Raw genomic sequence first — 25210 nt, 5'->3', positions numbered from 1 at the left:
CCGTCCCGTCAGGGCGCCAGGCGGACGAAGGCCACCTCGAAGTGGTCCACCGAGACCACCCGCTGGCCCTCCCGCTGGGACGACTCGTCCCGTACCCGCGCCGCCGGCTCCTCGCTCTCCAGCATCGCCGCCTCGTCCTCCCACAGGGTCAGCGACCTCGCCTTCCCCGTCACCCGGTCCACGAGGTAGAACGCGCCCCGGAACCCCGGCAGGTTCTCCACCTGTTTGACGATCACCTCCGACTTGGCGGCCAGGTCGCCCTCCGGCGGTACCGGCGACCCCTGGTAGGTGCTCAGCCTCGCGAACATCGACGGACGTCCTTTCCTCGGCCTTCCCCTGCGGGCGGGCGGCTCAGGACCAGCCTGCGTCGGCGGGGCGCGCGCCGCATGCCGGGTCGTCCGCACGGGACACGGGCCGCCCCCGCACAGGACACGTCGTGGGATCGCGGGAGAATGGGGGTACGAGGCATGAGGAGGCGGATGCCGTGGCGTCGTACATCGCCGTGACCGCCCTCAGCCACGCCGGGCTGGTGCGCGAGCACAACGAGGACAGCCTCGTCGTCGGGCCGTGGACCCTGTGCGGGACGGTGACCGACACACCCCAGACCCTGGTCTTCCCGCCGGACCGGCCGCTTCTCGTCGCCGTCGCCGACGGGCTCGGCGGCCAGCCGGCCGGTGAGGTGGCCAGTGCCCTGGTCGTCCGCCGGCTCGCGGGTCTCGGACCCGCGCTCGACGGCCCGGAGACGGTCGGCGAGGCGCTGACCCTGTGCAACCGTTCCGTGTACGCGGCCGCCGAGGGCCGTCCCGAGCTGGCCACCATGGGGACCACCGTCGCGGGCACGCTCGTCCTGGAAGGGTCGCTGCTGTCGTTCAACGTCGGCGACAGCAAGGTCTTCCACGCGGACAGGGACGGTCTGCGCCAGGTCAGCGTGGACGACAGCCCGCCGCCCGCACCCGGGCACCGCACCACGTCGGCCGTCACCCAGACCCTCGGCGGCAGCCTGACGTACAACCCCGTCGCCCCGCACGTCGCCGCCTTCCCGCTCTCGCCGGGCGACCGCTATCTCGTGTGCAGCGACGGGCTCACCGACCCGGTGCCCGAGGACGAGATCGAGGAGCTGCTGCGCGTCCACGACGACGGCAAGGCGGCCTTCGAGCTGTGGAAGGCCGCCATCGACGCCGGCGGGCCGGACAACATCACCATCGCCCTCGTCCGGATCGGCGAGTGATCACGAACTCCCGCCGGTCCGAGCGGGGCCGTTCGCGGACCGTCACCCGGGTGCCGCAGCAGCGCGGGGCGGGGCCGGGCCCCTGTCGTACGGTCGGCCGGCCGCGCGATCATGGGGCCATGAAGCCGCGCTGTGCCGTACTCGACGACTACCAGGGCGTCGCCCTCTCCTCCGCCGACTGGAGCCGGCTCGCCGACCGCGTCGACGTACGCGTCCTTCGCGAGCACCTGACCGGCCGGGACGCGCTGGTCGCGGCGGTCGGGGACTGCGAGATCCTCGTCGTCATGCGCGAGCGGACGCCGCTGGACGCCGAGCTGCTCGGCCGGCTGCCCCGGCTGCGGCTCGTGGTCACCTCCGGGATGCGCAACGCCTCCATCGACCTGACGGCGGCGGCAGCCCTCGGGATCACCGTCTGCGGTACGGCCAGCAGCTCCGAACCGCCCGCCGAGCTGACCTGGGCGCTCATCCTGGGGCTGGCCCGGCAGGTCCGGACCGAGGCACAGGCGCTGCGCGAGGGCGGGCCCTGGCAGTCGACGGTCGGCGCGGACCTGTCCGGGCGGACGCTCGGGCTCGTCGGCCTCGGCAAGATCGGCGGCCGGGTCGCCCGGGTCGGGCTCGCCTTCGGCATGGAGGTCGTCGCCTGGAGCCCGAACCTGACGGCACAACGGGCGGCGGAGCACGGGGTCGCCTACGTGCCGGACCGGCGGGCGCTGATGGAGCGCGCGGACGTGGTGTCGCTGCACATGGTGCTCTCCGAGCGGACCCGCGGGCTGATCGGGGAGCCCGAACTGCGGGCGATGCGCCCGTCTGCGTACCTGGTCAACACCTCGCGGGCGGGCCTGGTCGACGGCGAGGCGCTGCTCCGGGCGCTGCGCGAGGGCTGGATCGCGGGCGCCGGCCTCGACGTCTTCGCCACCGAACCGCTCGCGGCCGACGACCCCCTGCGCACCCTGCCGAACGTCCTGGCGCTGCCGCACCTGGGGTACGTGACGCGCGGCAACTACGACCGCTACTTCGGGCAGGCGGTGGAGGACATCGAGGCGTACCTGGCGGGCGCTCCCGTACGGACGCTGGGGGAGCGTTAGCGCGGAGGAGCGGTGACGCCCGGGAGAGAGCGGTAGCGCGGAGGAGCGGTGACGCCCGGGAGAGAGCGGTAGTGCGGGCGGCACACGTCGGCGGCGGCACGTAGTCGTGACGGCGGGGCGGCCGTATGGGACGGTGGACGTATGCCCGTACCCGTGATCCTCGACTGCGATCCCGGTCACGACGACGCGTTCAACATCCTGCTGGCCGCCGCTCATCCGGCCGTCGACCTGCTGGCCGTGACCACCGTGGCGGGCAATCAGACGGTCGAGAAGACCACCCTCAACGCCCGCCGGGTCTGCGCCGTCGCCGGGATCCGCGGGGTGCCGATCGCGGCCGGGCGGGACCGCCCGCTGCACGGGCCGCCGCTCGTCGCGGAGAACATCCACGGCGGCTCGGGGCTCGACGGCCCCGGCTTCGGCGACGGCGAACCGGACGTCCCGCAGGATCCGCGCGACGCGCGCACACTGATCCGGGACACCCTGCTCGCGCATCCCGCACCCGTCACGCTCGTGCCGACCGGGCCGCTGACCAACATCGCCACCTTTCTGCTCGCCCACCCGGAGCTGACCCCGCGCATCGAGCGGATCGTGCTGATGGGCGGCTCGACGGGGCGCGGGAACACCACCCCGGCCGCCGAGTTCAACGTCCTCTGCGACCCTGAGGCGGCGGACATCGTCTTCTCCAGCGGGCTGCCGATCACGATGTTCGGGCTCAACGCCACCCACCAGGCACGCGCGACCGCCGACGTCGTCTCCCGGATCGCGGCGCTCGGCACGCCGCTGTCCAGGCTCTGCGTCGAGCTGCTGACCTACTTCGCCGGTACGTACCGCGAGGTGTTCGGCTTCGACTCGCCGCCGCTGCACGATCCGCTGACCGTGGCGCATCTGATCGACCCGTCCCTGATCAGCCTGGTGCGGGCGGCGGTGTCGGTCGAGCTGACGGGCACGTACACGCGGGGCGCGACGGTGGTGGACCTGCTCGGGGTGACGGGCCGCCCGGCCAACGCGGAGGTGGGTATGGAGGTCGACGTCGCGGGCTTCTGGGATCTGATCGTGGAGGCCGTGCGGGTGCTGGGCGAACCCACCCGGGACTGACGAGACGGAACGTCTTGCAAGCTGGCGCGCGATCCCTTATCGTCGAACACGCGAGACGAGACGTCTCGTATCGGAATCCCAAAGTCGTCCACCGCGAGTCCTCGACCGACAGGCGTCAGCCGTCGACACCGTCCGGCTCCCCCGTCCCCGACGCGAAGGATCCCCACTTGTTCCGAGTCCAACTCACCGACGTCACCAAGCGCTACGACGACCGGCTCGTCCTCGACCGCGTCTCCCTCACCGTGCGGCCCGGCGAGCGCGTGGGCGTCGTCGGCGACAACGGCTCCGGGAAGTCCACCCTCCTCCGGCTCCTCGCCGGCCTGGAGGCGCCCGACAACGGCACCGTCGCCGTCGACTCCCCCGGCGGTCTCGGCCACCTCGCCCAGACCCTGGACCTCGCGGGGACGGCGACCGTCGGCGACGCGATCGACCTCGCGCTCGCCGACGTACGGAAGCTGGAACGCTCGATCCGGGAGGCCGAGGCGGCGCTCTCGCGCACCGGCGACCTCGACGGCTACGCCGCGCTGCTCGCCGCGTACGAGGCGCGCGGCGGACGGGACGCCGACCGGAGGGTGGAGACGACACTCCGCCGGCTCGGCGAACGCGAACCTCTCGACCGCGACCGCCCCCTGGGCACCCTCTCGGGCGGACGGCGCTCACGCCTCGCGCTCGCCGCGACCCTCGCCTCCGACCCCGAACTGCTGCTGCTCGACGAGCCGACCAACGACCTCGACGACGAGGCCGTGGCCTGGCTGGAGGAGCGTCTGCGCACCCACCGCGGGACGGTCGTCGCCGTCACCCACGACCGGGCCTTCCTCGACGGGGTCACCACCGCCGTCCTGGAGGTCGATCACGAGCTGCGGACGGTACGCCGTTACGGCAACGGCTACGCCGGCTATCTGGCCGGACGGGCGGCCGAACGGGCGCGGTGGGAGCGGGAGTACGAGGAGTGGCGGGCCGAGACCGCCCGCCACTCGACGCTCGCCGACGCGAACATCGGCCGCTTCTCCGCCATCCCGCGCAAGGCTCCGGCGGCGTTCAGCGGGGCGGGCGCGTTCCGGGCCCGGTCACGGGCGCACGGCGCGATGAGCAGGATCCGGGCCGCCCGGGAGAGGCTCCACCGGCTGGACCAGAACCCGGTGCCGCCGCCGCCGGAGCCGCTGCGGTTCACGGCGGACATCGAGGGCGACCCCGGCGCGGTCGCGCTGACGGACGTACGGGTGGAGGGCAGGCTGCGCCTGGACTCCCTGCATCTGGCCCCCGGCGAACGCCTCCTGGTCACCGGCCCGAACGGCGCGGGCAAGACCACGCTGCTCAAGGTCCTCGCCGGCGAACTCGCCCCGGACGGCGGGACGGTGACGGCCCCGCCGCGGGTCGGCATGCTCCGCCAGGACGGCGCCCCACCGGACGACCCGCGCACGGTCGCGGCGGCCTTCGGGCCGGCCCGGGAGGAGGAGCTGCTCCGGCTCGGGCTCTTCGGGGCGGCCGATCTGAACACGCCCGTACGGGAGTTGTCGACGGGCCAGCGCCGCAAGCTGGAGCTGGCCCGTCTGGTCAGCCGCCCGACGGACCTGCTCCTCCTCGACGAACCGACCAACCACCTGGCCCCCGGCCTCGTGGAGGAACTGGAGGCCGCGCTCGCCACCTACCCGGGCACGCTGGTCGTGGTCACCCACGACCGCCGCATCCGGCGGTCCTTCCCCGGCCGGCGCCTCGAACTGACCCCGGCGCAGGCGGCCCGGGTGTAGACCGTCGGCCCTCGAGGCCCGGCGCCGGGGCCCGCCCCCGGCGCCGGGGCCGCCCGGCCCCGGTGAAGGCCTCGGCCCTCGCCTCCGGCGCAGGGGCCTCAGCCCTCGGCGCCGTCCTCCAGGTCGCCCTCCGTGTCCAGGAAGACCTGGCGCAGGGCGGCCAGGGTCTGCGGGTCCGGCTTCTCCCACATGCCGCGCGACTCGGCCTCCAGGAGGCGTTCCGCGATGCCGTGCAGGGCCCAGGGGTTGGCTTCCTTCAGGAAGGCCTGGTTCTCCGGGTCCAGGACGTACGTCTCGGTCAGCTTGTCGTACATCCAGTCGGCGACCACGCCCGTCGTCGCGTCGTAGCCGAAGAGGTAGTCGACCGTCGCCGCCAGCTCGAACGCGCCCTTGTAACCGTGGCGGCGCATCGCCTCGATCCACTTCGGATTGACCACCCGGGCGCGGAAGACCCGCGAGGTCTCCTCGACCAGGGTCCGGGTGCGGACCGTCTCCGGGCGGGTGGAGTCGCCGATGTACGCCTCGGGGGCCGTGCCCGTCAGCGCGCGGACGGTCGCCACCATGCCGCCGTGGTACTGGAAGTAGTCGTCCGAGTCGGCGATGTCGTGCTCACGCGTGTCCGTGTTCTTCGCGGCCACCGCGATCCGCTTGTAGGCCGTCTCCATCTCCGAGCGGGCCGGACGGCCCTCCAGACCGCGGCCGTACGCGTATCCGCCCCACACCGTGTACACCTCGGCGAGGTCCGCGTCCGTGCGCCAGTCGCGCGAGTCGATCAGCTGGAGGATGCCCGCACCGTAGGTGCCCGGCCGCGAGCCGAAGATCCGGGTCGTCGCGCGCCGCTCGTCGCCGTGCTCGGCCAGGTCGGCCTGCGCGTGCGCCCGTACGAAGTTCTCCCCGGCCGGCTCGTCGAGCGAGGCGGCCAGCCGTACGGCGTCGTCGAGGAGCCCGATGACGTGCGGGAAGGCGTCCCGGAAGAAGCCCGAGATGCGCAGCGTGACGTCGATGCGCGGGCGGCCCAGCTCGGCGAGCGGCACCGGCTCCAGGCCGTTCACCCGGCGCGAGGCGTCGTCCCACGTGGGGCGGACGCCCAGCAGGGCGAGGGCCTCGGCCACGTCGTCGCCCGCCGTGCGCATCGCGCTCGTGCCCCACAGGGAGAGGCCGACGGAGGTCGGCCACTCCCCGTTGTCGGAGCGGTAGCGCTCCAGGAGCGAGTCGGCGAGCGCCTGGCCGGTCTCCCACGCGAGGCGGGAGGGGACGGCCTTGGGGTCGACGGAGTAGAAGTTCCGGCCGGTCGGCAGCACGTTGACCAGGCCGCGCAGCGGCGAGCCGGAGGGCCCCGCCGGGACGAAGCCGCCGTTCAACGCGTGCACGGCGTGGGCGAGTTCGTCGGTCGTGGCGGCGAGCCGCGGCACGACCTGCTCGCAGGCGAAGCGGAGGACGGCCTGGACGTCGGGACCGTACGCGGCGGCGACCGCCGGGACCGCCTCCACGGACCAGTCCGCCGCCTCCATCGCCTCGACCAGCTCGCGCGCCGTCGCCTCCGCCTCGTCGGCGGTGGTACGGGTCGCGGCCGACTCGTCGAGGCCCAGGGCCTCACGGAGACCCGGCAGCGCCTGCGTACCGCCCCAGATCTGCCGGGCGCGCAGGATCGAGAGCACCAGGTTCACGCGCTCGGGACCGGCCGGTGCCCCGCCGAGCACATGCAGACCGTCCCTGATCTGGGCGTCCTTGACCTCGCACAGCCAGCCGTCGACGTGCAGCAGGAAGTCGTCGAAGCCGTCGTCCTCCGGGCGGGCCTCCAGGCCCAGGTCGTGGTCGAGCTTGGCCGCCTGGATCAGCGTCCAGATCTGCGCGCGGATGGCGGGCAGCTTGGACGGGTCCATGGAGGAGATCTGCGCGTACTCGTCGAGCAGCTGCTCCAGGCGCGCGATGTCGCCGTACGAGTCGGCGCGGGCCATCGGCGGCACCAGGTGGTCGACCAGCGTCGCGTGCACGCGGCGCTTGGCCTGCGTACCCTCGCCCGGGTCGTTGACCAGGAACGGGTAGACCAGCGGGATGTCGCCGAGCGCCGCGTCCGGGCCGCAGGCGGCGGACAGGCCCGCGTTCTTGCCGGGCAGCCACTCCAGGTTGCCGTGCTTGCCGAGGTGGACCATCGCGTCCGCCCCGAAGCCGCCGTCCTCGGTGCGCGCCGCGATCCAGCGGTAGGCGGCCAGGTAGTGGTGGGACGGCGGGAGATCGGGGTCGTGGTAGATCGCGATCGGGTTCTCGCCGAAGCCGCGCGGCGGCTGGATGAGGACGAGGAGGTTCCCGCGCCGCAGGGCGGCGAGGACGATGTCGCCCTCGGGGTTCCGGGACCGGTCGAGGAACATCTCCCCGGGCGCCGGGCCCCAGTGCTCCTCGACGGCCTCGCGCAGCTCGGCCGGGAGGGTCGCGTACCAGCGGCGGTAGTCGGCGGCCGGGATGCGGACGGGGTTCTTCGCCAGCTGCTCCTCGGTCAGCCAGTCCTGGTCGTGGCCGCCCGCCTCGATCAGGGCGTAGATCAGCTCGTCGCCGTCCCCGGAGACCAGCCCGGGGATCTCCTCGACCGGGCCGAAGTCGTACCCCTCCGCACGCAGGCGCCGCAGGAGCGCGACGGCGGAGGCGGGGGTGTCGAGGCCGACCGCGTTGCCGATCCGGGAGTGCTTGGTCGGGTACGCGGAGAGGACCAGCGCGATCCTCTTCTCGGCGTTCGGGATGTGCCGCAGGCGGGCGTGGCGCACCGCGATCCCGGCGACGCGAGCGGCGCGCTCGGTGTCGGCGACGTACGCCGGAAGTCCGTCCTCGTCGATCTCCTTGAAGGAGAACGGGACGGTGATGAGCCGGCCGTCGAACTCGGGCACGGCGACCTGGCTCGCGGCGTCCAGCGGGGAGAGGCCCTCGTCGTTCTCCTCCCAGGCGGCGCGCGAGCCGGTGAGGCAGAGCGCCTGCAGGATCGGCACGTCGAGGGCGGCGAGCGCGCCCGCGTCCCAGGCGTCCTCGTCCCCGCCCGCCTGCGCCTCGGCGGGCTTGGTGCCGCCGGCAGCGAGGACGGTGGTGACGATCGCGTCGGCCGTACGAAGGGTGTCGAGCAGCTCCGGCTCGGGGGCGCGCAGGGAGGCGACGTACAGCGGCAGGGCCCGGGCGCCCGCGTCCTCGACCGCCGCGCAGAGCGCGTCGACGAAGGCGGTGTTCCCGCTCATGTGGTGGGCGCGGTAGTAGAGCACGGCGACGGTCGGGCCGTCGGTGGCGCGCGCCTCCCGCTCCAGCGGGCCCCAGGTGGGCGCGGCGGCGGGGGCGTCGAAGCCGTGACCGGTGAGCAGCACGGTGTCGGAGAGGAACCGGGCCAGCTGCTCCAGGTTGGCCGGACCGCCGTGCGCGAGGTAGGCGTGGGCCTCGGTGGCGACGCCCACGGGGACGGTGGAGGCCTCCATCAGCTGGGCGTCGGGAGCCTGTTCCCCGGAGAGCACGACCAGCGGCTTCTCCGTCGCCCGCAGGGCGTCCAGGCCGTCCTCCCAGGCGCGCAGACCGCCGAGGAGGCGTACGAGAACGAGGTCGGCGCCGTCCAGGAGCCCGGGCAGGTCGTCCAGGGCGAGGCGGGAGGGGTTGGCGAACCGGTACGCGACGGGGCCGCCGGCCGCGCGGGCGCTGAGCAGGTCGGTGTCGGAGTGCGACAGCAACAGAATTCGCATGCGTGCGCAGGCCTTCCTCGGGGTTGTCCGCGCCCCGGGTGGTCGTGTGGACGGCAGGAGTTCCTGACTCACCCGGCCCCTTCCGGGGCCCGGCTCACAGTGGCGGGACCGCGCCGGATTCTCACCGGGCTTCCTCCCCGGGGTCCTGGGACCCCATGCCGATCTGCATAGTAGATCGTGCGCTCGGCGGCCCGGGGGGTCACCCGGATTCACGTGGGTATGCTCGCCGCCATGCCGCCCACCACGCCCCCTGCGCCCAACCAGGGCGAACCTCTCATACGGGACCGTGGCGACGCCTGCCCCGGGGCGCTCCGACTGCACCCCGCCGACGACGGCCGCCTGGCCCGACTGCGCCTGCCCGCCGGATTGTTGACGTCTCGTCAGGTCGAGGTCCTGGCGTCGGCGGCGGAGTCCCTGGGCGACGGACGGGTGACGGTCACGTCCCGGGGGAACGTGGAGCTGCGGGGGCTCGGCGAAGGCTGCGGCGCGGAACTGGCGGACCGCCTGGCGGAGGCGGGCCTTCTCCCCTCGACCACCCACGAACGGGTCCGCAACATCGTCGCCTCCCCGGCGGCCGGACTGGACGGACTCGGCCACGCGGACGCCCAGTTGTGGGCCCGCGAGCTGGACGCGCTGCTGTGCGCGACCCCCTGGGCGGCGGCCCTCTCGGGCCGCTTCCTCTTCGCCCTGGACGACGGCCGCGGCGACGTGGCGGGGCTCGGCGCGGATGTGACCTTGATCGCAGGAGGCGCCCGGCCGGACACCGACCGGGGGTCGGGCGGGAGCCCGTCGGGCGGCGGAGCCAGGACGGGCGGGAGCGCATCGTCCGGCGACACCGGAGCCAGGACGGGCGGGAGCCCGTTGCCCGCCGGATCCACGGCGAGCGGCTGCGTCGGCCCGGCGCTGCGCGCCGGCGACGCCCTGCTGTGCGTCGGCGGACAGACGTTCCGCGTCGCAGGCGCCGACGCGCCGCGAGCGGCGCTCGCCGCGGCCGACGCGTTCCTGCGCGCCGCACAGAACGCCGGAAACGGCGCGTGGCGCGTGAAGGAACTGCCGCGCTCCGGGGCGCCGGAAGCGGAAGCCACCGACGACGCCGGCCCGAACGGGCTGCCAAGCGTCGGGCCGACGGGCGCCCCCGGCGCCGGGGAGGCCGGCCCAGGCGCCCCCGGGGCCGGAGAGGCCGGCGCGCCGAACGCCGGGACCGGCCTCCTCGACCTCGCCGCCGCGCTCGCGCGGGCCGGGGTCGACGCCCGCCCCGTCACCCCCGCACCGCCGCTGCCGCACCGCGCGCCGCCCGTGCCCGGGGCACTCGGCGGGCGCGCGCTGCACGTGCTCGCGCCCCTCGGGCGGCTGACCGCCGCCCAGCTGCGGGCGCTGCTGCCCGCCGACGAGGTACGGCTCACACCCTGGCGTGGCGCCGTCGTCGTCGGGGCCTCCCACGAGCGGCTGCCGGAGCTCGACGCGGCCGGCCTCATCACCCGACCCGCCGACCCCTGGGCCGGCGTCGGCGCCTGCACCGGGCGCCCCGGCTGCGCCAAGTCCCTCGCGGACGTGCGCGCCGACGCCACCCCCGGCCGCGGCGGTCTCCCCGTCCACTTCTCCGGGTGCGAGCGGCGGTGCGGCCACCCGCAGGGCCGCGCCTGGGTCGACGTCGTCGCCACCGCCGACGGCCACTACCTCGTGGACGGCCGCGCCACCCCCCGTACAGACCTTCCCCACGCCGTCGCGGCGGCCCGCACCCCAACGAGATGAGCGAGAGCAACAGGATGTTCGACTACGAGAAGGACGGCGCGGAGATCTACCGCCAGTCCTTTGCCACGATCCGCGCCGAAGCGGATCTGGCGGGTCTGCCCGCCGACGTCAGCCAGGTCGCGGTGCGCATGATCCACGCCTGCGGCATGGTCGACCTCGTCCGCGACCTCGCGTACTCGCCCGAGGTCGTCTCCCGCGCCCGCGCCGCCCTGCGCGCCGGCGCGCCCATCCTCTGCGACGCGCAGATGGTCGCCAGCGGCGTCACCCGCAAGCGGCTGCCCGCCGACAACGACGTGGTGTGCACGCTCTCCGACCCGTCCGTGCCCGCGCTCGCCGCCGAGCTCGGCACGACCCGCAGCGCCGCCGCGCTCGAACTCTGGCGCGACCGCCTCGAAGGCTCGGTCGTCGCCATCGGCAACGCCCCCACCGCCCTCTTCCGCCTCCTGGAGATGATCGAGAAGGGCGCAGGACGCCCGGCGGCCGTCCTCGGCATCCCGGTCGGCTTCATCGGCGCCGCCGAGTCCAAGGACGCGCTGGCCGACCAGACCCTGGGCCTCGACTACCTCGTCGTACGCGGCCGGCGCGGCGGCAGCGCGATGACCGCCGCCGCGATCAACGCCATCGCGACCGAAGCGGAGATCCAGGCATGAGTGCCACCACCCCCGGCAGGCTGTACGGAGTCGGTCTCGGCCCCGGCGACCCGAACCTGATGACGGTGGCCGCCGTGAAGGCGATCGCCTCCGCCGACGTGATCGCGTACCACTCCGCCCGCCACGGCCGCTCCATCGCGCGCTCGATCGCCGCCGAGCACATCCGCGAGGACCACGTCGAGGAGCGGTTGATGTACCCGCTCACGGTGGAGACCACGGACCACCCCGGCGGCTACCGGGGCGCGCTCGACGACTTCTACGAGGAGGCGGCCGCCCGCCTCGCCGCCCACCTGGACGCCGGCCGCACGGTGGCCGTGCTCGCCGAGGGCGACCCGCTCTTCTACGGCTCGTACCAGCACATGCACAAGCGCCTCGCGGACCGCTACGACACCACCGTCATCCCCGGTGTCACCTCCGTCAGCGCCGCCGCCGCCCGGCTCGGGGAGCCGCTGTGCGAGGCGGAGGAGGTCCTGACGATCATCCCCGGCACCCTGCCGGAGGACGAGCTCACGGCCCGCCTCGCGGGCACGGACTCGGCGGTCGTGATGAAGCTCGGCCGCACGTTCCCGACCGTGCGGCGCGCCCTGGAGCGGGCGGGCCGGCTGGAGGACGCCCGCTACGTGGAGCGGGCGTTCATGGCGGGCGAGCGTACGGCAGTCCTCTCCGAGGTCGACGCCGAGACGGTGCCGTACTTCTCGGTGGCCGTGCTGCCCTCCCGTATCGACGCCGTCGCCCCCGAGTCCCGCGAGACGGGCGGCGAGGTCGTCGTCGTCGGCACGGGCCCTGCGGGTGCGCCCTGGCTGACCCCGGAGTCGCGCGGCGCGCTGGTCAACGCCGACGACCTGGTCGGCTACACCACGTACCTCGACCGGGTCCCGGCGCTGCGTCCCGGCCAGCTCCGGCACGGTTCCGACAACAAGGTCGAGTCCGAGCGCGCCGAGTTCGCCCTCGACCTGGCCCGGCGCGGACGCCGGGTCGCGGTCGTCTCGGGCGGCGACCCTGGCGTCTTCGCGATGGCGACGGCGGTCCTGGAGGTGGCGTCGGAGGAGCGGTACGCGGACGTTCCGGTACGGGTCCTCCCGGGCGTGACCGCCGCGAACGCGGCGGCGGCCGCGGCGGGCGCCCCGCTGGGCCACGACTACGCGACCGTCTCCCTCTCCGACCGCCTCAAGCCCTGGGACGTCATCGCGGCGCGGCTGCGCGCGGCGGCCTCGGCGGACCTGGTCCTGGCGCTCTACAACCCGGGCTCGAAGTCCCGTACGCACCAGGTGGCGGCCGCCCGTGACCTGCTCCTCGAACTCCGCTCGCCCGAGACCCCGGTGGTCGTGGCGCGGGACGTGGGCGGCCCGGAGCAGTCGGTACGGGTGGTGACCCTGAAGACGCTGGAGCCGTCCGAGGTCGACATGCGGACGCTGCTGCTCATCGGCTCGTCCCAGACGCGCGCGGTCGAACGCGGCGACGGCCGCACGATCGCCTGGACGCCCCGGCGCTACCCGGAGGCGTAGGCGGGTGGGGCCGCGGCGGCCCCCGGAGGCGTAGGCGGGAAAGGGGCCTTCACGCCCGCGGCGGAGGTGCCTCCGCCCGCCCCCGCACCCAGGCGGCGGCCTCCTCCGGGGTCGCCGCCACCGGTACGCCCCGCGGGACCGGCGGGCGGCGGACCGTGACCACCGGAATGCCCGCCTCGCGGGCCGCGGCGAGCTTGGGGGCGGTCGCCGCGCCCCCGCTGTCCTTGGTGACGAGCACGTCGATGCCGTGGCGGGCGAGCAGCTCCCGCTCTCCCTCCAGGGTGAACGGCCCCCGGTCCAGAAGGACTTCGGTGCGGGCGGGCATCGGGGGCTCGGGGGCGTCCACCGATCGCACGAGGAACCACTGCGGGCAGTCGGCGAAGGCGGCGAGCCCCATCCGGCCGGTCGTCAGGAACACCCTGCCCCCGAGCCCGTCCAGGGTCCGCGCCGCCTCCTCCAGGGAGGAGACCGGGTGCCAGTCGTCCCCCGCCGCCGGGACCCAGCCGGGGCGGCGCAGGGCGAGCAGGGGAACATGGGCGGTGGCGGCCGCCCGGGCCGCGTTGAAGCTGATGTTCTCCGCGAAGGGATGGGTGGCGTCGATGAGCACGTCCACGGCGTGCGCGCGCACCCACTCCACGAGCCCGTCCACGCCGCCGAACCCGCCGATCCGGACCTCCCCGACGGGCAGCCGGGGGGCGGCGACCCGCCCGGCGAGCGAGCTGGTGACCCGTACGGTGGCGTGGAGTCGCGCGGCGAGGGCGCGGGCCTCGGTGGTCCCGCCGAGAATGAGTACGTGCACGGGAGCCCTTTCATGAGCGCAGGCGGCGGGCGCGACGCCCAACTCAAGCACACCGGTCTGCGCCCCGGGTGGACGACCGGGGCGTGCGCGACGGCGGCGACGACGGCCGCGTACACGGCGCTCCTGACGGGCGACTTCCCCGACCCCGTGACGATCACGCTGCCGAAGGGCGGCCGCCCGGCGTTCGCGCTCGCGGCGGAGGAGCTGACGGCGGACCACGCCATGGCGGCGGTCGTGAAGGACGCGGGTGACGACCCGGACGTGACCCACGGGGCGCTGGTCCGCTCGACGGTACGGCTCCTCCCGGCCGGCTCGGGCGTCGTGTTCCGCGCCGGTCCCGGCGTCGGTACGGTCACCCTGCCGGGCCTCCCCCTGGAGGTCGGCGAGCCGGCGATCAACCCGGTCCCGCGGCAGATGATGCGCGAGCACGTGGCGGAGGTCGCGGCGGCGCACGGCGCGGGCGGCGACGTGGAGATCACGGTCTCCGTCGACCACGGCGAGGAGATCGCCCGCTCGACGTGGAACCCGCGGATCGGGATCCTCGGCGGCCTGTCGATCCTGGGGACGACGGGGATCGTCGTGCCGTACTCCTGCTCGGCCTGGATCGACTCCATCCGCAAGGGCGTGGACGTGGCGCGCGCGGCGGGTCTGACGCATGTGGCGGGCTGCACCGGCTCCACCTCGGAGAAGACGGTGACGACGCTCTACGACCTTCCGGAGATCGCCCTGCTCGACATGGGCGACTTCGCGGGCGCCGTCCTCAAGTACGTCCGCCGCCACCCGGTCGACCGCCTCACCGTCTGCGGCGGCTTCGCCAAGCTCTCCAAGCTGGCCGCGGGCCATCTGGACCTCCACTCGGCCCGCTCCCAGGTCGACAAGGCCTTCCTCGCGGACCTGGCCCGCACGGGCGGTGCGTCGGAGGCCCTCGCCGCGGAGATCGCCGGGGCGAACACGGGCCTGGCGGCCCTCCGCCTCTGCGAGGCCGCGGGCGTCCCCCTCGGTGACCTGGTGGCCGCCCGCGCCCGCGACGAGTCCCTGACGGTCCTGCGCGGCGCCCCGGTCGCGGTCGACGTCGTCTGCATCGACCGCGCGGGCACGGTGGTGGGCCGAGCGGAACCCGCGGGACCGTGACGGCGCCCGGGCCCACCGGTCGCGGGACACGGGATGCGGCCCCCGAGCCCCGAACCTAGGCTGGCGAGGGCAGTGCCCCCACGAGAGAGGGATGTGGCCCCATGGCGAAGCGAGGCAACAAGAAGCGCGCCCGCAAGAAGAAGAAGGCGAACCACGGCAAGCGGCCGAACGCCTGACAGCCGGGGCCGGACACCCACCGGGGTGTCCGGCCCGGGCGCATTGGAGGGGTGCGGCGCCGGCCCACTGCTCCCGGTTCAGCAGGTGTGACGGTCCCTCGCCGGGTCGTAGAGGTGGCTGTCACGGAACTGCGAGGCCGCCAGCGTGCGGCCGACAAGGATCACCGCCGTCTTCGTGATCCCCGCCTCCTTCATCTGCCCCGCGATGTCCTCCAGCGTGCCCCGCAGCACGATCTCGTCCGGGCGGCTGGCCATCGCCACGACCGCGGCCGGGCAGTCCGCGCCGTAGTGGGGGAGCAGCTCGGCGACGACCCGGTCGACGTACCGGGCCGCCAGGTGGAGCACCAGGAGTGCGCCGCTGCGGCCCAGGGTCGCCAGGTCCTCGCCCTCCGGCATGGGCGTGGCCTGCTGGGCGATGCGGGTGAGGATGACCGTCTGGCCCACCGTCGGGACGGTGAGCTCCCGCTTGAGCGCGGCCGCCGCGGCGGCGAACGCCGGGACGCCCGGGACGACCTCGTACGGGATGTCCAGCGCGTCGAGCCGGCGCATCTGCTCGGCGACCGCGCTGAAGACGGACGGGTCGCCGGAGTGCAGCCGCGCCACGTCCTGCCCGGCCTCGTGGGCGCGGACGATCTCGGCGACGATCCGGTCCAGGTCCAGGTCCGCGGTGTCGACCAGCCGCGCGTCCGGCGGGCACTCGGCGAGCAGTTCGCGCGGGACCAGGGAGCCCGCGTACAGGCAGACCCCGCAGGAGGCGAGGGTGCGGGCGCCCCGCAGGGTGATGAGGTCGGCCGCGCCCGGGCCCGCTCCGATGAAGTAGACGGTCATGCTCCAGCTCCTGCCTTCGTTACGGACCACTGTGTGACCGGCATCGCCTGGCGCCAGCCGGTGAAGCCGCCCACCGGAACGGCCTGGGCGACGGCGAGCCGGACCAGCTCCCCGCCGTGCTCGCCGTACCACCGGGCGAGCAGCGCCTCGGACTCCAGCGTCACTGTGTTGGCGACCAGCCGTCCGCCCGCAGGCAGGGCGTTCCAGCACGCGTCGAGCAGGCCCGGCGCGGTGAGGCCGCCGCCGATGAAGACCGCGTCCGGGGCGGGCAGGCCGGCCAGGCCGCCGGGTGCGGCGGCGGTCACGACCCGCAGCGCGGGGACGCCGAGGGCGGCGGCGTTGCGTGCGATCCGGGCGGCCCGCGCGGGGTCCTTCTCCACGGCGACGGCCCGGCAGGACCGCTCCGTACGCATCCACTCGATGCCGATCGAGCCGGAGCCGCCGCCGACGTCCCACAGCAGCTCCCCCGGCGCGGGGGCGAGCGCGGCGAGCGTCGCCGCGCGGACGTACCGCTTGGTGAGCTGGCCGTCGTGCTCGTACGCCTCGTCCGGCAGCCCGGGTACGGCGCCGAGGCGTGGCGCGCCGGGCGAGCGGACGAGATCGAGGGCGATGACGTTCAGGGGGTCGACCCGCTCGTGCGGCGGCCAGGTGTCGGCCGTGCCGTCGACGGTCCGCTCGCGGTCCGAACCGAGCTGCTCCAGGACCCGCATCCGGGTCCCTCCGAAGCCCTTCTCCCGCAGCAGCGCCGCGACCGCGCCGGGCGTATCGGCGCCCTCGCTGAGGACGAGCACCCGACGGCCGTCGTGCAGCGACGCGGAGAGCGCGGCGAGGGGGCGGCCCACCAGGGAGACCGTCTCCACCGCCTCCAGGGCCCAGCCGACGCGGGCGCAGGCGTACGACACGGAGGAGGGGTGCGGGAGGACCGTCAGGCCGGCGCGGCGCTCGGGGTCCAGCGTCTCCACGAGCGTCCGGCCGATCCCGTAGAACATCGGGTCGCCGCTGGCCAGCACCGCGATCCGCCGGCCCCCGTGGGCGGCGAACAGTCCGGGGACGGCGGGCCGCAGCGGCGAGGGCCAGGCGATCCGCTCTCCGGGGCACTCGGCGGCGGGCAGCAGGCCGAGCTGACGGGAGCCGCCGATCAGGACCTCGGCGGTGCCGAGGACGCGGCGGGAGCGCGCGGGAAGGCCGTCCCAGCCGTCCGCGCCGATCCCGACGACCGATATCGCAGCTGGAGGAACGGTACTCACGTCGGCGAACTCTACGGGAGGCCCCTCCCGCCCCTGCTTCTGGGCGTTCCGGCCCACGTGGAAGAGGAGCCGGCGACCTGGACGGGAGCCGGGAATGGGACGCGGGGATGCGCGGTTGAGCGAGATAGTTTACGATTCAACCAACAGCCCCCGAGGCGAGAGGTGAGCACGATGCAGTTCGGGATCTTCACCGTCGGCGACGTCACGACCGACCCCACGACCGGCCGCACCCAGAGCGAGCACGAGCGGATCAAGAACACGGTCGCCATCGCGCTCAAGGCGGAGGAGGTCGGCCTCGACGTCTTCGCGACCGGCGAGCACCACAACCCGCCGTTCGTCCCGTCCTCGCCGACCACCCTCCTCGGACACATCGCCGCGCGGACCGAGAACCTGATCCTCTCCACGTCCACGACGCTGATCACCACCAACGACCCCGTGAAGATCGCCGAGGACTACGCCACCCTCCAGCACCTCGCCGACGGCCGCGTGGACCTGATGATGGGCCGCGGCAACACCGGCCCGGTCTACCCGTGGTTCGGTCAGGACATCCGCCAGGGCATCCCGCTCGCCATCGAGAACTACGCCCTCCTCCACAGGCTGTGGAGGGAGGACGTCGTCGACTGGGAGGGCAAGTTCCGCACCGCGCTCCAGGGCTTCACCGCCACGCCGCGCCCGCTGGACGGAGTCCCGCCGTTCGTCTGGCACGGCTCCATCCGCTCCCCCGAGATCGCCGAGCAGGCCGCGTACTACGGCGACGGCTTCTTCGCCAACCACATCTTCTGGCCCAAGCAGCACACCGAGAAGATGGTCCGTCTCTACCGCCGGCGGTACGCGCACTACGGCCACGGCACGGCCGAGCAGGCGATCGTCGGCCTCGGCGGCCAGGTCTTCATGCGGAAGAACTCCCAGGACGCCGTACGGGAGTTCCGCCCGTACTTCGACAACGCGCCCGTCTACGGCCACGGCCCGTCCCTGGAGGAGTTCACCCGCGAGACCCCGCTGACGGTCGGCTCGCCGCAGGAGGTCGTCGAACGCACCCTGTCCTTCCGGGAGTACGTCGGCGACTACCAGCGCCAGCTCTTCCTGGTGGACCACGCCGGTCTGCCGCTGAAGACCGTCCTGGAGCAGCTCGACATCCTCGGCGAGGAGGTCGTGCCGGTGCTGCGCAAGGAGTTCGCGAACCTGCGGCCGGCCGGTGTCCCCGAGACCGCCCCGCTCCACCCCGCCGTCACCCGCACCGGCACCGAGAACCAGGAGGCGTAAGTCATGCAGACCCTGAAGCTGGTCGCCGTGTCGGCCGGTCTGAGCAGCCCCTCCTCCACCCGGCTGCTCGCCGACCGCCTCGCCGGGGCGGCGAAGGCGCGGCTCACCGAGCAGGAGTACATCGTCGAGGTCCGCGTCGTCGAGCTGCGGGACATCGCCGTCGACATCGCGAAGAACTTCGTCACCGGCTTCCCCTCGGGGCAGCTCCAGGAGGCGATCGACGCGGTGACCGGTGCCGACGGGGTGATCGCGGTGACCCCCGTCTTCACCGCCTCGTACAGCGGTCTGTTCAAGTCCTTCTTCGACCTGATCGACCCGGTCGCGCTGACCGGCACGCCCGTGCTGATCGCCGCGACCGGCGGAACGGCCCGGCACTCCCTCGTTCTCGACCACGCGCTGCGCCCGCTCTTCGCCTATCTGCGGGCCCTGGTCGTCCCGACGGCCGTCTACGCGGCCTCGGAGGACTGGGGCTCGGGCGGCGACGAGTACACCGACGGCCTCCCGTCCCGGATCGCCCGGGCGGGCCACGAACTCGCGGACCTGGTCGCGGCCAGGGGCCCGGCGGGTGACGCGGACGAGGACGAGGTCGTCCCGTTCGAGCGGCAGCTCGCCGACCTGCGCCTGGATTGATCCGCTCTTACGTTGGCGTCGGGGGCAGATGTGCCGTACGACGAGCGGAGGTCGACATGGCCGGCAGGATCGTGGTGGGCGTGGACGGGTCGGAGCCGTCCCTGAAGGCGCTGAAGTGGGCGGCCGCCCAGGCCGCCCTCACCGGGGACTCCCTCCAGGCGGTGATCGGGTGGGAGTACCCGGCGTCCTGGGCGGCCGCGCCCGGGGTGCCGCCGGACTTCAACCCCGAGATGCTCGCAGAACAGTTCCTGGACGAGTCACTGGCCAAGGCGCTGGACCCGTCCGTCGCCGCCGGCGTCACCCGCACGGTCGTCGGCGGCAACGCGGCCCAGGCCCTGATCGACCAGGCCGAGGGGGCCACCCTGCTGGTCGTCGGCGACCGCGGCCGCGCCGGCTTCAAGGCCGCACTGCTCGGATCGGTCTCCACCCGGGTGACCCAGCACGCCCCGTGCCCGGTGGTCGTGGTCCGGGGCGAATGAGCCGGTTGCCGTGCAACCGGCCGTCGGCGGGCGCATGATGCCCTCATGGACATCAAGCTGGAACTGATCGGCGTGCCCGTCACCGACATCGAGCGGGCCAAGGCCTTCTACGAGCAGGTGGGTTTCCATCTCGACCACGACTTCCCCGTCAGCGACGACATCCGCTTCGTCCAGATGACCCCGCCCGGTTCGGCCTGTTCCATCGCCTTCGGCAAGGGCATCACGGAGATGAAGCCGGGCTCCCTCGACAACATGCAGGTCGTCGTGACGGACATCGAGGAGGCGCACGCCGACCTCAAGCGGCGCGGGATCGAGACCAGCGAGATCGACGACCAGCCGTGGGGCTCGTTCGTGTACTTCGCCGACCCGGACGGCAACCGCTGGGCGGTCCAGCAGACCACCCCGCGAGGGCAGTGACCCCGTACGGCGGTCACCTCGTACGGGGGTGACTACTTGCGGCGGTGACTACTTGCGGTTGTAGAGCCGCATCGTGATCGCACCGAAGACGATCACGAAGAGCGCGGACCACCCGAGCGACCATGCGATGTCCGCCGCCGGCCAGTTCCCGGCCATCAGCTCCCGTACCGCCGTCGCCACGTGCGTCACCGGGCTGTTGTTCACGAACGCCTGGAGCCAGCCCGGCATCGTGCTCGGGTCGACGAACACGTTGGACAGGAACGTCAGCGGGAAGATCACCATCATGCTGACGCCCATGACCGACTTCTCGCTGCGCAGCATCAGTCCGAACATCGTCCAGATCCACGAGAACGCGAACGAGAACACCAGCAGCAGCGCGACACCGAGCAGCACGCCGGGCACACCGCCGTCCGCGCGGTAGCCGATGATCATGCCGACCGTGAGCATGACCGCCGACGCGATCAGATAGCGGACGACGTCACCGAGCAGATAGCCGACCATCGGGGCGGGCCGCCAGATCGGCAGCGTGCGGAAGCGGTCGAAGACGCCCTTCTCGATGTCCGTGTTGACCGAGACACCCGTGTACATCGTGATCATCACGACGCTCATCACGAGGATGCCCGGCAGCAGGAACTGGATGTACGCCGAGACCGAGCCGGCCAGCGCGCCCCCGAAGAGGTACGTGTACATCAGCACCATCATGATCGGGAACGCCGTCACGTCGAACAGCTGCTCCGGCACGTGCTTGATCTTCAGCATGGCCCGCCAGCCGAAGGTCATCGACGCGGAGAGCGCGCTGGGGCGCGGCGGACGGGTACCGCCCACGAGGAGCGCCGCGAGTTCGTCCGCCTTCGGGGCGACGAAGTCGAGCGTGTCGGCCGCTTCCTTGCCGGTGGTGACGGTGGTCATGCCGTCGTTCCTTTCCTGTCCGTCAGTGCCAGGAACACCTCGTCGAGGCTGGGCTGGCCGAGCGCGAAGTTGTCGACCGTGATCCCGGCCCGCGACAGCTCCGCCAGCGCCCGGGCCGCCTGCTCGGCGGCGCCGAGGTCCGTGCCGTGGCCGTCGACGGTGGCGGTGAGGGCGACCGGGTCCTGGTCGAGCTGGACCGTGGCCTTCAGGGCGTCCCTCAGGACCCGCTCCGCCTCCGGGCGCTGCTCGGGGTCCCGGAGCCGTACGTGCACCGATCCCGAGCCGACGGAGGCCTTGAGCTCGCCCTTCGTACCCTCCGCGATCACCTTCCCGTGGTCGATGACGGCGATACGGGAGGCGAGCTGGTCCGCCTCGTCCAGGTACTGGGTGGTGAGGAGGACCGTGGTGCCCTGGGCGACGACCGCGCAGACGATGTCCCAGACCTGGTTGCGGCTGCGCGGATCGAGGCCGGTGGTCGGTTCGTCGAGGAAGAGCAGATCGGGCGTGTTGAGGATGGACGCGGCGATGTCGATGCGGCGCCGCATCCCGCCGGAGTAGTTCTTGATCTGCTTGTCGGCGGCCTCCGCCAGCCCGAACGCGGCGAGCAGCTGCTCCGAGCGGTCCCGAGCGGCGGGGCGGCTGTGGCCGAGGAGCCTGCCGAGGAGGACGAGGTTCTCGGTGCCGGTGAGGTCCTCGTCGACGGAGGCGTACTGACCGGTGAGGCTGACCCGGCCGCGCACGGTGTCGGCGTCCGCGACGACGTCCTTGCCGAAGACCCGGGCCCGCCCGCCGTCGGGACGCAACAGGGTCGCGAGCATCTTGACGGCGGTGGTCTTGCCCGCGCCGTTGGGGCCGAGGACGCCGTACACGGTGCCGGCCGGGACACGCAGGTCGACACCGTCGACGGCGCGGTTCGTACCGAAGACCTTGACCAGGCCCTCCGTCTCGATGGCGAGGTCGGTCATGCGCGTGCCTCCAGGCTGCCGGATGCGGTCCGCTCCACCCAGTCTCCGACGGACGCGGCCCGTATGCCAGAGAACGACCCGCTCTCCCCCGTCCGGCGGAGAGGCCCGGGCCCGCACGGCGACGCCCCGGCCCCCGGCCCGGCGGCACGCTCGGGACATGCCGAAGACGAACGTCCTTCCCGGAGTGCCCCGTTGGGCCGCCCTCGCCGCCCACGCCGTACCGCTGATCGTCCTCCCCTCGGGGATCTGGCGCATCGCGCTCACCCTGGGACTGCCCGTCGCCCACGTCGGCGACCCGGGCATCGCCCAGAACGTGTTCCAAGTCGTGCTGACCGTCGTCGCCGAGCTGCTCGCCTTCCTCACACTCGGCCTGGTCCGCTCCTGGGGCGAGGTGCTGCCGCGCCGGCTGCCCGTCGTCGGCGGACGGCCCGTCCCGCCCGGCGCGGCCACCGCGGCCGCGCTGGGCGGGGCGTTCGGGCTCTTCGCCCTTACGGGCTGGTACACGTACGTGGCGGTCGCCGGGATCGGCGCGGACGCCGCGGGCACCCACACCGAGGGGCCGGTCCAGGAGGCCCTGTTCCTGGCCTGCTACCTGCCCCTGGCGGCGTGGGCCCCGCTGCTCGCCGCCGTCGCGCTCGCCTACCGGCGCCGTCGCGCCACGGCGCGCTCCACGGCCGCGACGTCCTCGTGGGTGTAGAGCCAGTAGAACGCGGCGATGATGGTCCCCCCGGCGACGACCAGGCCGAGGACGGTGGCCGAGTACACGCTCGGGCCCGAGAGGCTGAAGAGGAAGCCGACGGCGCAGCCGGTGAGCACGCCCCAGGCCGCCGCGTGCACCTCGCGCGGCAGGACGTGACCCCACTGGCGCAGTGCGTACACGGCGCCCGCGAGCACGGCTCCGGAGACGATGCCGAGGACGACCTCGCCCCAGTCGATGATCCCTCCGTCACGGACGATCGCCGCCGCCCAGAAGCCGTAGGCGAAGCCCAGCGTGAGGGGCAGGACCAAGCCGTGGGTACTCAGATGCCTCCGGGCGGGCATTGCTGCGTGTGCGGCCATGGCAGGAGCTCCTTCACTCTCGCCCCCCTTGCACCCTCTAGGGCACACCCGCAGCCCCCGCCGCCGCAACCGGGCGGGACGGGGCAGGCGTCGGCCGGCGCCTCGGGGCCCGCCGGTTCGGGGTGAGGCCGGGCCGGAGGCGGTCAGACTGCCGGGCGGACCGCGACCGCGTCGATCTCGAAGAGCATCCCCGGCAGCGCGAGCGCGGCGACGCCGCTGAGCGTCTGCGCGGGCAACCGGTCGCCGAAGGCGCCGTGCAGCGCCCCGCCGAGGACCTCCAGCTTCGCGAGGTCGTGGTCGACGATGTACGAGCCGAGGCGCACGACGTGCTCGAAGCCGAGCCCCACGCCCTCCAGCGCGCGCCGGAGGTTGGTGAAGGCCAGCTCGACCTGGGCGGCGAAGTCCCCGGGGACGGGAGCGCCGGTCTCGTCGGAGGCGTACTGGCCGCCGATGAAGACCGGCGCGGCAGCAGCTCGGCCGTCATCACGGTGAAGATGCCGAGCGTGACGGCCGCGACCCGGGCCCAGCCCCCTTGCCGCGTCGCCACCTCCTTGATCTGGATATCCAGCATCCAGAATTACCCCCTTGAAAAGCCCTCCCGGCGAAGGGAGGGCGCGTCGAGAACGGCCCGGTGGGCCCGTCGGACCCCGCGGACCCCGCGGACCCGTCAGGCGTTGGCGAACCAGTGACGAATGCGCTCCGGGGCCGCGGGCGCCTGGAGCTCCGCCCGCTGTCGTACGTCGTCCAGGGTGCGGGCCGCCAGCTCCCGCCGCCAGGCCAGCTCGGCCGCCCCCATCGCGCCCGCGATCGCGCACTCGGCCGCGTAGCTCCCGGCCGGTCCGGCGCCCGGCCCCTGCTGCCGGATCTCGGAGCAGCGGAACGCCTCCTCCGGGCCCTCGATCGCCGTGACGACGTCCATGAGCGTGATCCGGTCGAGCGGCCGGGCCAGCCGGAAGCCGCCCTTGGGGCCGGAGACGGAGCTGACGATCCCGGCTCGGGAGAGGGCCTGGAGCTGCTTGTTGAGGTAGGCCGAGGGCAGCTCGTGATAGGCCGCGAGCCGCGCCGCCGTCACCGCCCGCTCAGGCCCGATCCAGGCCAGGTTGAGGCAGCTGTGCAGCGCCCACTCGACGCCCTCGTTCATCCTCATGTTCTGGATATTAGATGTCCAGGATTCCTGAGGCAAGTCCGGCGAGCCGCCGCAGCGCGTCGTCCAGGACCGGCAGCGGAGGCGAGGCGAGCCCCACCCGCACCGCGCCCGCCGCGCCGCGGCCCCCCGCCGCGAAGTCCGCGCCGGGGGTCAGCGCGATCCCGTGCTCTGCCGCCGCGGCCACGAAGGTCTCGGCCCGCCAGGGCGCGGGCAGCTCCCACCAGCAGTAGTACGCGTGCGGCGAGGTGCGGATCCCGTACCCGCCCAGATACCGCCGCACCAGCGCCTGCCGGGCCGCCGCGTCCGCGCGCTTCGCCGCCACCACCTCCGCCACCGTGCCGTCCGCCGCCCACCGGGTCGCCGCCGCGAGCGCCAGCCCGCCCGCCGTCCACGCGCCGGAGCGCAGCGCCCCCGCCAGCTCCTCCACCAGGCCCGCCGGCGCCACGAGATGGCCGACGGTCAGCCCGGGCGCGAGGCGCTTGGAGAGGCTGTCGACGAGCACCACCCGCTCCGGGGCGTGGGCGGCCAGCGGCGCCGGAGCGTCCGGCACCAGGAACGCCCACGTGGTGTCCTCGATCGCGGTCAGTCCCGACTCCCGCAGCACGCCCGCCAGTTCGGCCCGACGCTCCGGACCCGCCGTCACGGAGAGCGGGTTGTGCAGGGTGGGCTGGACGTACACGGCGGAGAGCGATCGCGCGCGGACCGCCGCCGCGAGCGCGTCCGGCCTTATCCCCTCTCCGTCGAGCGCGATCGGCACCAGCCGCACCCCCAGCCGCTCCGCCACCGTCCTGACCAGCGGATACGTCAGCTCCTCCACGCCCAGCACGCCCCCGGGCGGCACCAGCGCGGCGAGCGCCGCCGCGATGGCCTGACGGCCGCTGCCCGCGAAGAGCACCCGCTCCGGCTCGGGCGCCCAGCCCGGCCGCGCGAGGACCCGGACGGCGGCGGCGCGCGCCTCGGGCGTCCCCCCGGCCGCCGCCGGACCGTTCGTCGCCCCGCCCAGCACATCGGCGCGGGACAGCGAGACGAGAGCCCGCGCCATCAGTGCCGACTGGCCCGGCGCCACCGGGTAGTTGAGCTGAAGGTCGACCGGCGCGTGCCCGGTGGCCTCGGCGAGCGCGACCGCGGCCCCGGCCGGCGGCGGAGCCGCCCGTACGAACGTGCCGCGCCCCACCTCGCCCACGACCAGACCCCGGCGCGCCAGCTCCCCGTACACCCGGATCGCGGTCGAGTTGGCGATCCGCTGCCGGCGGGCGAACACCCTCTGCGGCGGCAGCCGGTCGCCCGGCCGGAGCCGCCCGTCCGCGATCCGCTCCGCGACCCGGTCGGCGATCCGGCGGTACTCCTCCATCGGGCCCCTCTCTCATTGCACCGAGAGCAAAGGATTCCA

At 74.0% G+C, this 25210-nt stretch carries 24 protein-coding genes, 1 pseudogene and 1 riboswitch; of the genes and pseudogenes, 14 read left to right on the top strand and 11 right to left on the bottom strand.

The window, feature by feature from the left end; genetic code table 11:
- Window positions 1-8: 8 nt before the first annotated feature.
- Window positions 9-308 carry a hypothetical protein gene (locus tag ACF1G2_RS23795; protein WP_391800163.1) on the bottom strand — a complete coding sequence of 100 codons (300 nt, stop codon included), beginning with the start codon at window positions 306-308 and terminating at the stop codon, window positions 9-11.
- 176 nt (window positions 309-484) lie between these two features.
- On the opposite strand from ACF1G2_RS23795, the gene ACF1G2_RS23790 reads away from it, so the two are divergent.
- The 4 genes from ACF1G2_RS23790 (at window position 485) to abc-f (ending at window position 5156) form a co-directional block, all read left to right on the top strand.
- Window positions 485-1228 (top strand): PP2C family protein-serine/threonine phosphatase, encoded by a 744-nt coding sequence (locus ACF1G2_RS23790; protein ID WP_391800162.1) that lies wholly within the window; start codon window positions 485-487, stop codon window positions 1226-1228.
- A 119-nt stretch (window positions 1229-1347) separates the two neighbouring features.
- A complete protein-coding gene (locus tag ACF1G2_RS23785; RefSeq protein WP_391800161.1) occupies window positions 1348-2313 on the top strand; it encodes a D-2-hydroxyacid dehydrogenase family protein in 966 nt (321 codons plus the stop codon).
- 141 nt (window positions 2314-2454) lie between these two features.
- A complete protein-coding gene (locus tag ACF1G2_RS23780; protein WP_391800160.1) occupies window positions 2455-3408 on the top strand; it encodes a nucleoside hydrolase in 954 nt (317 codons plus the stop codon).
- 167 nt (window positions 3409-3575) lie between these two features.
- Window positions 3576-5156: a ribosomal protection-like ABC-F family protein gene (gene abc-f / locus ACF1G2_RS23775; protein WP_391800159.1), complete on the top strand. Its 1581-nt coding sequence runs from the start codon at window positions 3576-3578 to the stop codon at window positions 5154-5156.
- Between the two features lie 98 nt (window positions 5157-5254).
- Here the strand turns inward: abc-f and cobN are convergent, their stop codons facing one another.
- On the bottom strand, window positions 5255-8863 hold the full coding sequence (gene cobN / locus ACF1G2_RS23770; RefSeq protein WP_391800158.1) for a cobaltochelatase subunit CobN: 3609 nt from the start codon (window positions 8861-8863) through the stop codon (window positions 5255-5257).
- A 36-nt stretch (window positions 8864-8899) separates the two neighbouring features.
- Window positions 8900-9039, bottom strand: a riboswitch (cobalamin riboswitch).
- Window positions 9040-9082: 43 nt separating this feature from the next.
- Here cobN and ACF1G2_RS23765 point away from each other — a divergent pair.
- From ACF1G2_RS23765 to ACF1G2_RS23755, 3 genes are read left to right on the top strand one after another with little or no spacing between them, the layout of a single operon-like run.
- Entirely contained in the window at window positions 9083-10615 is a 1533-nt protein-coding gene (locus ACF1G2_RS23765; protein ID WP_391800230.1) for a cobalamin biosynthesis protein CobG, read from the top strand.
- 14 nt (window positions 10616-10629) lie between these two features.
- On the top strand, window positions 10630-11265 hold the full coding sequence (locus ACF1G2_RS23760; protein ID WP_391800229.1) for a precorrin-8X methylmutase: 636 nt from the start codon (window positions 10630-10632) through the stop codon (window positions 11263-11265).
- Complete coding sequence (locus ACF1G2_RS23755; RefSeq protein WP_391800157.1) at window positions 11262-12770, top strand: precorrin-2 C(20)-methyltransferase; 1509 nt, start codon at window positions 11262-11264, stop codon at window positions 12768-12770. The genes ACF1G2_RS23760 and ACF1G2_RS23755 overlap by 4 nt, the downstream gene beginning before the upstream one ends.
- A 49-nt stretch (window positions 12771-12819) precedes the next feature.
- On the opposite strand, the gene ACF1G2_RS23750 is transcribed toward ACF1G2_RS23755, so the two are convergent.
- Window positions 12820-13569 carry a cobalt-precorrin-6A reductase gene (locus tag ACF1G2_RS23750; protein WP_391800156.1) on the bottom strand — a complete coding sequence of 250 codons (750 nt, stop codon included), beginning with the start codon at window positions 13567-13569 and terminating at the stop codon, window positions 12820-12822.
- Between the two features lie 12 nt (window positions 13570-13581).
- On the opposite strand from ACF1G2_RS23750, the gene ACF1G2_RS23745 reads away from it, so the two are divergent.
- On the top strand, window positions 13582-14700 hold the full coding sequence (locus ACF1G2_RS23745; RefSeq protein ID WP_391800155.1) for a cobalt-precorrin-5B (C(1))-methyltransferase: 1119 nt from the start codon (window positions 13582-13584) through the stop codon (window positions 14698-14700).
- A 101-nt stretch (window positions 14701-14801) separates the two neighbouring features.
- Window positions 14802-14876, top strand: a complete 75-nt coding sequence (locus ACF1G2_RS23740; protein ID WP_099895366.1) for a 50S ribosomal protein bL37 — start codon at window positions 14802-14804, stop codon at window positions 14874-14876.
- A 78-nt stretch (window positions 14877-14954) separates the two neighbouring features.
- On the opposite strand, the gene cobM is transcribed toward ACF1G2_RS23740, so the two are convergent.
- Together cobM and cbiE are read right to left on the bottom strand one after the other, a co-directional pair.
- A complete protein-coding gene (cobM, locus tag ACF1G2_RS23735; protein ID WP_391800154.1) occupies window positions 14955-15704 on the bottom strand; it encodes a precorrin-4 C(11)-methyltransferase in 750 nt (249 codons plus the stop codon).
- Entirely contained in the window at window positions 15701-16951 is a 1251-nt protein-coding gene (gene cbiE, locus ACF1G2_RS23730; RefSeq protein ID WP_391800153.1) for a precorrin-6y C5,15-methyltransferase (decarboxylating) subunit CbiE, read from the bottom strand. Before cbiE ends, cobM begins: the two co-directional genes overlap by 4 nt.
- 171 nt (window positions 16952-17122) lie before the next feature.
- On the opposite strand from cbiE, the gene ACF1G2_RS23725 reads away from it, so the two are divergent.
- The 4 genes from ACF1G2_RS23725 to ACF1G2_RS23710 are packed head-to-tail and all read left to right on the top strand — an operon-like array spanning window position 17123 to window position 19740.
- The gene (locus ACF1G2_RS23725; RefSeq protein WP_391800152.1) at window positions 17123-18214 is read left to right on the top strand and encodes an LLM class flavin-dependent oxidoreductase; all 1092 of its coding nucleotides are present in this window, start codon (window positions 17123-17125) and stop codon (window positions 18212-18214) included.
- 3 nt (window positions 18215-18217) lie between these two features.
- Complete coding sequence (locus ACF1G2_RS23720) at window positions 18218-18844, top strand: FMN reductase (RefSeq protein ID WP_391800151.1); 627 nt, start codon at window positions 18218-18220, stop codon at window positions 18842-18844.
- Between the two features lie 56 nt (window positions 18845-18900).
- A complete protein-coding gene (locus tag ACF1G2_RS23715; protein ID WP_391800150.1) occupies window positions 18901-19323 on the top strand; it encodes a universal stress protein in 423 nt (140 codons plus the stop codon).
- Window positions 19324-19368: 45 nt separating this feature from the next.
- A complete protein-coding gene (locus tag ACF1G2_RS23710; RefSeq protein ID WP_391800149.1) occupies window positions 19369-19740 on the top strand; it encodes a VOC family protein in 372 nt (123 codons plus the stop codon).
- Window positions 19741-19788: 48 nt separating this feature from the next.
- Here the strand turns inward: ACF1G2_RS23710 and ACF1G2_RS23705 are convergent, their stop codons facing one another.
- Both ACF1G2_RS23705 and ACF1G2_RS23700 read right to left on the bottom strand, forming a co-directional pair.
- Window positions 19789-20649 carry an ABC transporter permease gene (locus ACF1G2_RS23705; protein WP_391800148.1) on the bottom strand — a complete coding sequence of 287 codons (861 nt, stop codon included), beginning with the start codon at window positions 20647-20649 and terminating at the stop codon, window positions 19789-19791.
- Window positions 20646-21614: an ATP-binding cassette domain-containing protein gene (locus ACF1G2_RS23700; RefSeq protein WP_391800147.1), complete on the bottom strand. Its 969-nt coding sequence runs from the start codon at window positions 21612-21614 to the stop codon at window positions 20646-20648. The genes ACF1G2_RS23705 and ACF1G2_RS23700 overlap by 4 nt, the downstream gene beginning before the upstream one ends.
- A 157-nt stretch (window positions 21615-21771) precedes the next feature.
- Here ACF1G2_RS23700 and ACF1G2_RS23695 point away from each other — a divergent pair, with 157 nt between their 5' ends.
- Entirely contained in the window at window positions 21772-22311 is a 540-nt protein-coding gene (locus tag ACF1G2_RS23695; protein ID WP_391800146.1) for a hypothetical protein, read from the top strand.
- Here the strand turns inward: ACF1G2_RS23695 and ACF1G2_RS23690 are convergent.
- The 4 genes and pseudogenes from ACF1G2_RS23690 to ACF1G2_RS23675 form a co-directional block, all read right to left on the bottom strand.
- Window positions 22254-22673, bottom strand: a complete 420-nt coding sequence (locus tag ACF1G2_RS23690) for a hypothetical protein (RefSeq protein ID WP_391800145.1) — start codon at window positions 22671-22673, stop codon at window positions 22254-22256. The two genes, ACF1G2_RS23695 and ACF1G2_RS23690, sit on opposite strands and share 58 nt — an antisense overlap.
- 143 nt (window positions 22674-22816) lie before the next feature.
- Window positions 22817-23137, bottom strand: a pseudogene (locus ACF1G2_RS23685) (RidA family protein); the annotation flags it as partial.
- Between the two features lie 203 nt (window positions 23138-23340).
- Complete coding sequence (locus ACF1G2_RS23680; RefSeq protein ID WP_352187373.1) at window positions 23341-23814, bottom strand: Rrf2 family transcriptional regulator; 474 nt, start codon at window positions 23812-23814, stop codon at window positions 23341-23343.
- A 16-nt stretch (window positions 23815-23830) separates the two neighbouring features.
- On the bottom strand, window positions 23831-25171 hold the full coding sequence (locus ACF1G2_RS23675) for a PLP-dependent aminotransferase family protein (protein WP_391800144.1): 1341 nt from the start codon (window positions 25169-25171) through the stop codon (window positions 23831-23833).
- Window positions 25172-25210: the final 39 nt, after the last annotated feature.

The organism is Streptomyces sp. NPDC013457 (genome assembly GCF_043089925.1).
GTDB lineage: Bacteria > Actinomycetota > Actinomycetes > Streptomycetales > Streptomycetaceae > Streptomyces.
The sequence above is the reverse complement of the archived record's forward strand: the minus strand, read 5'-3'. Positions and strand labels throughout refer to the sequence as shown.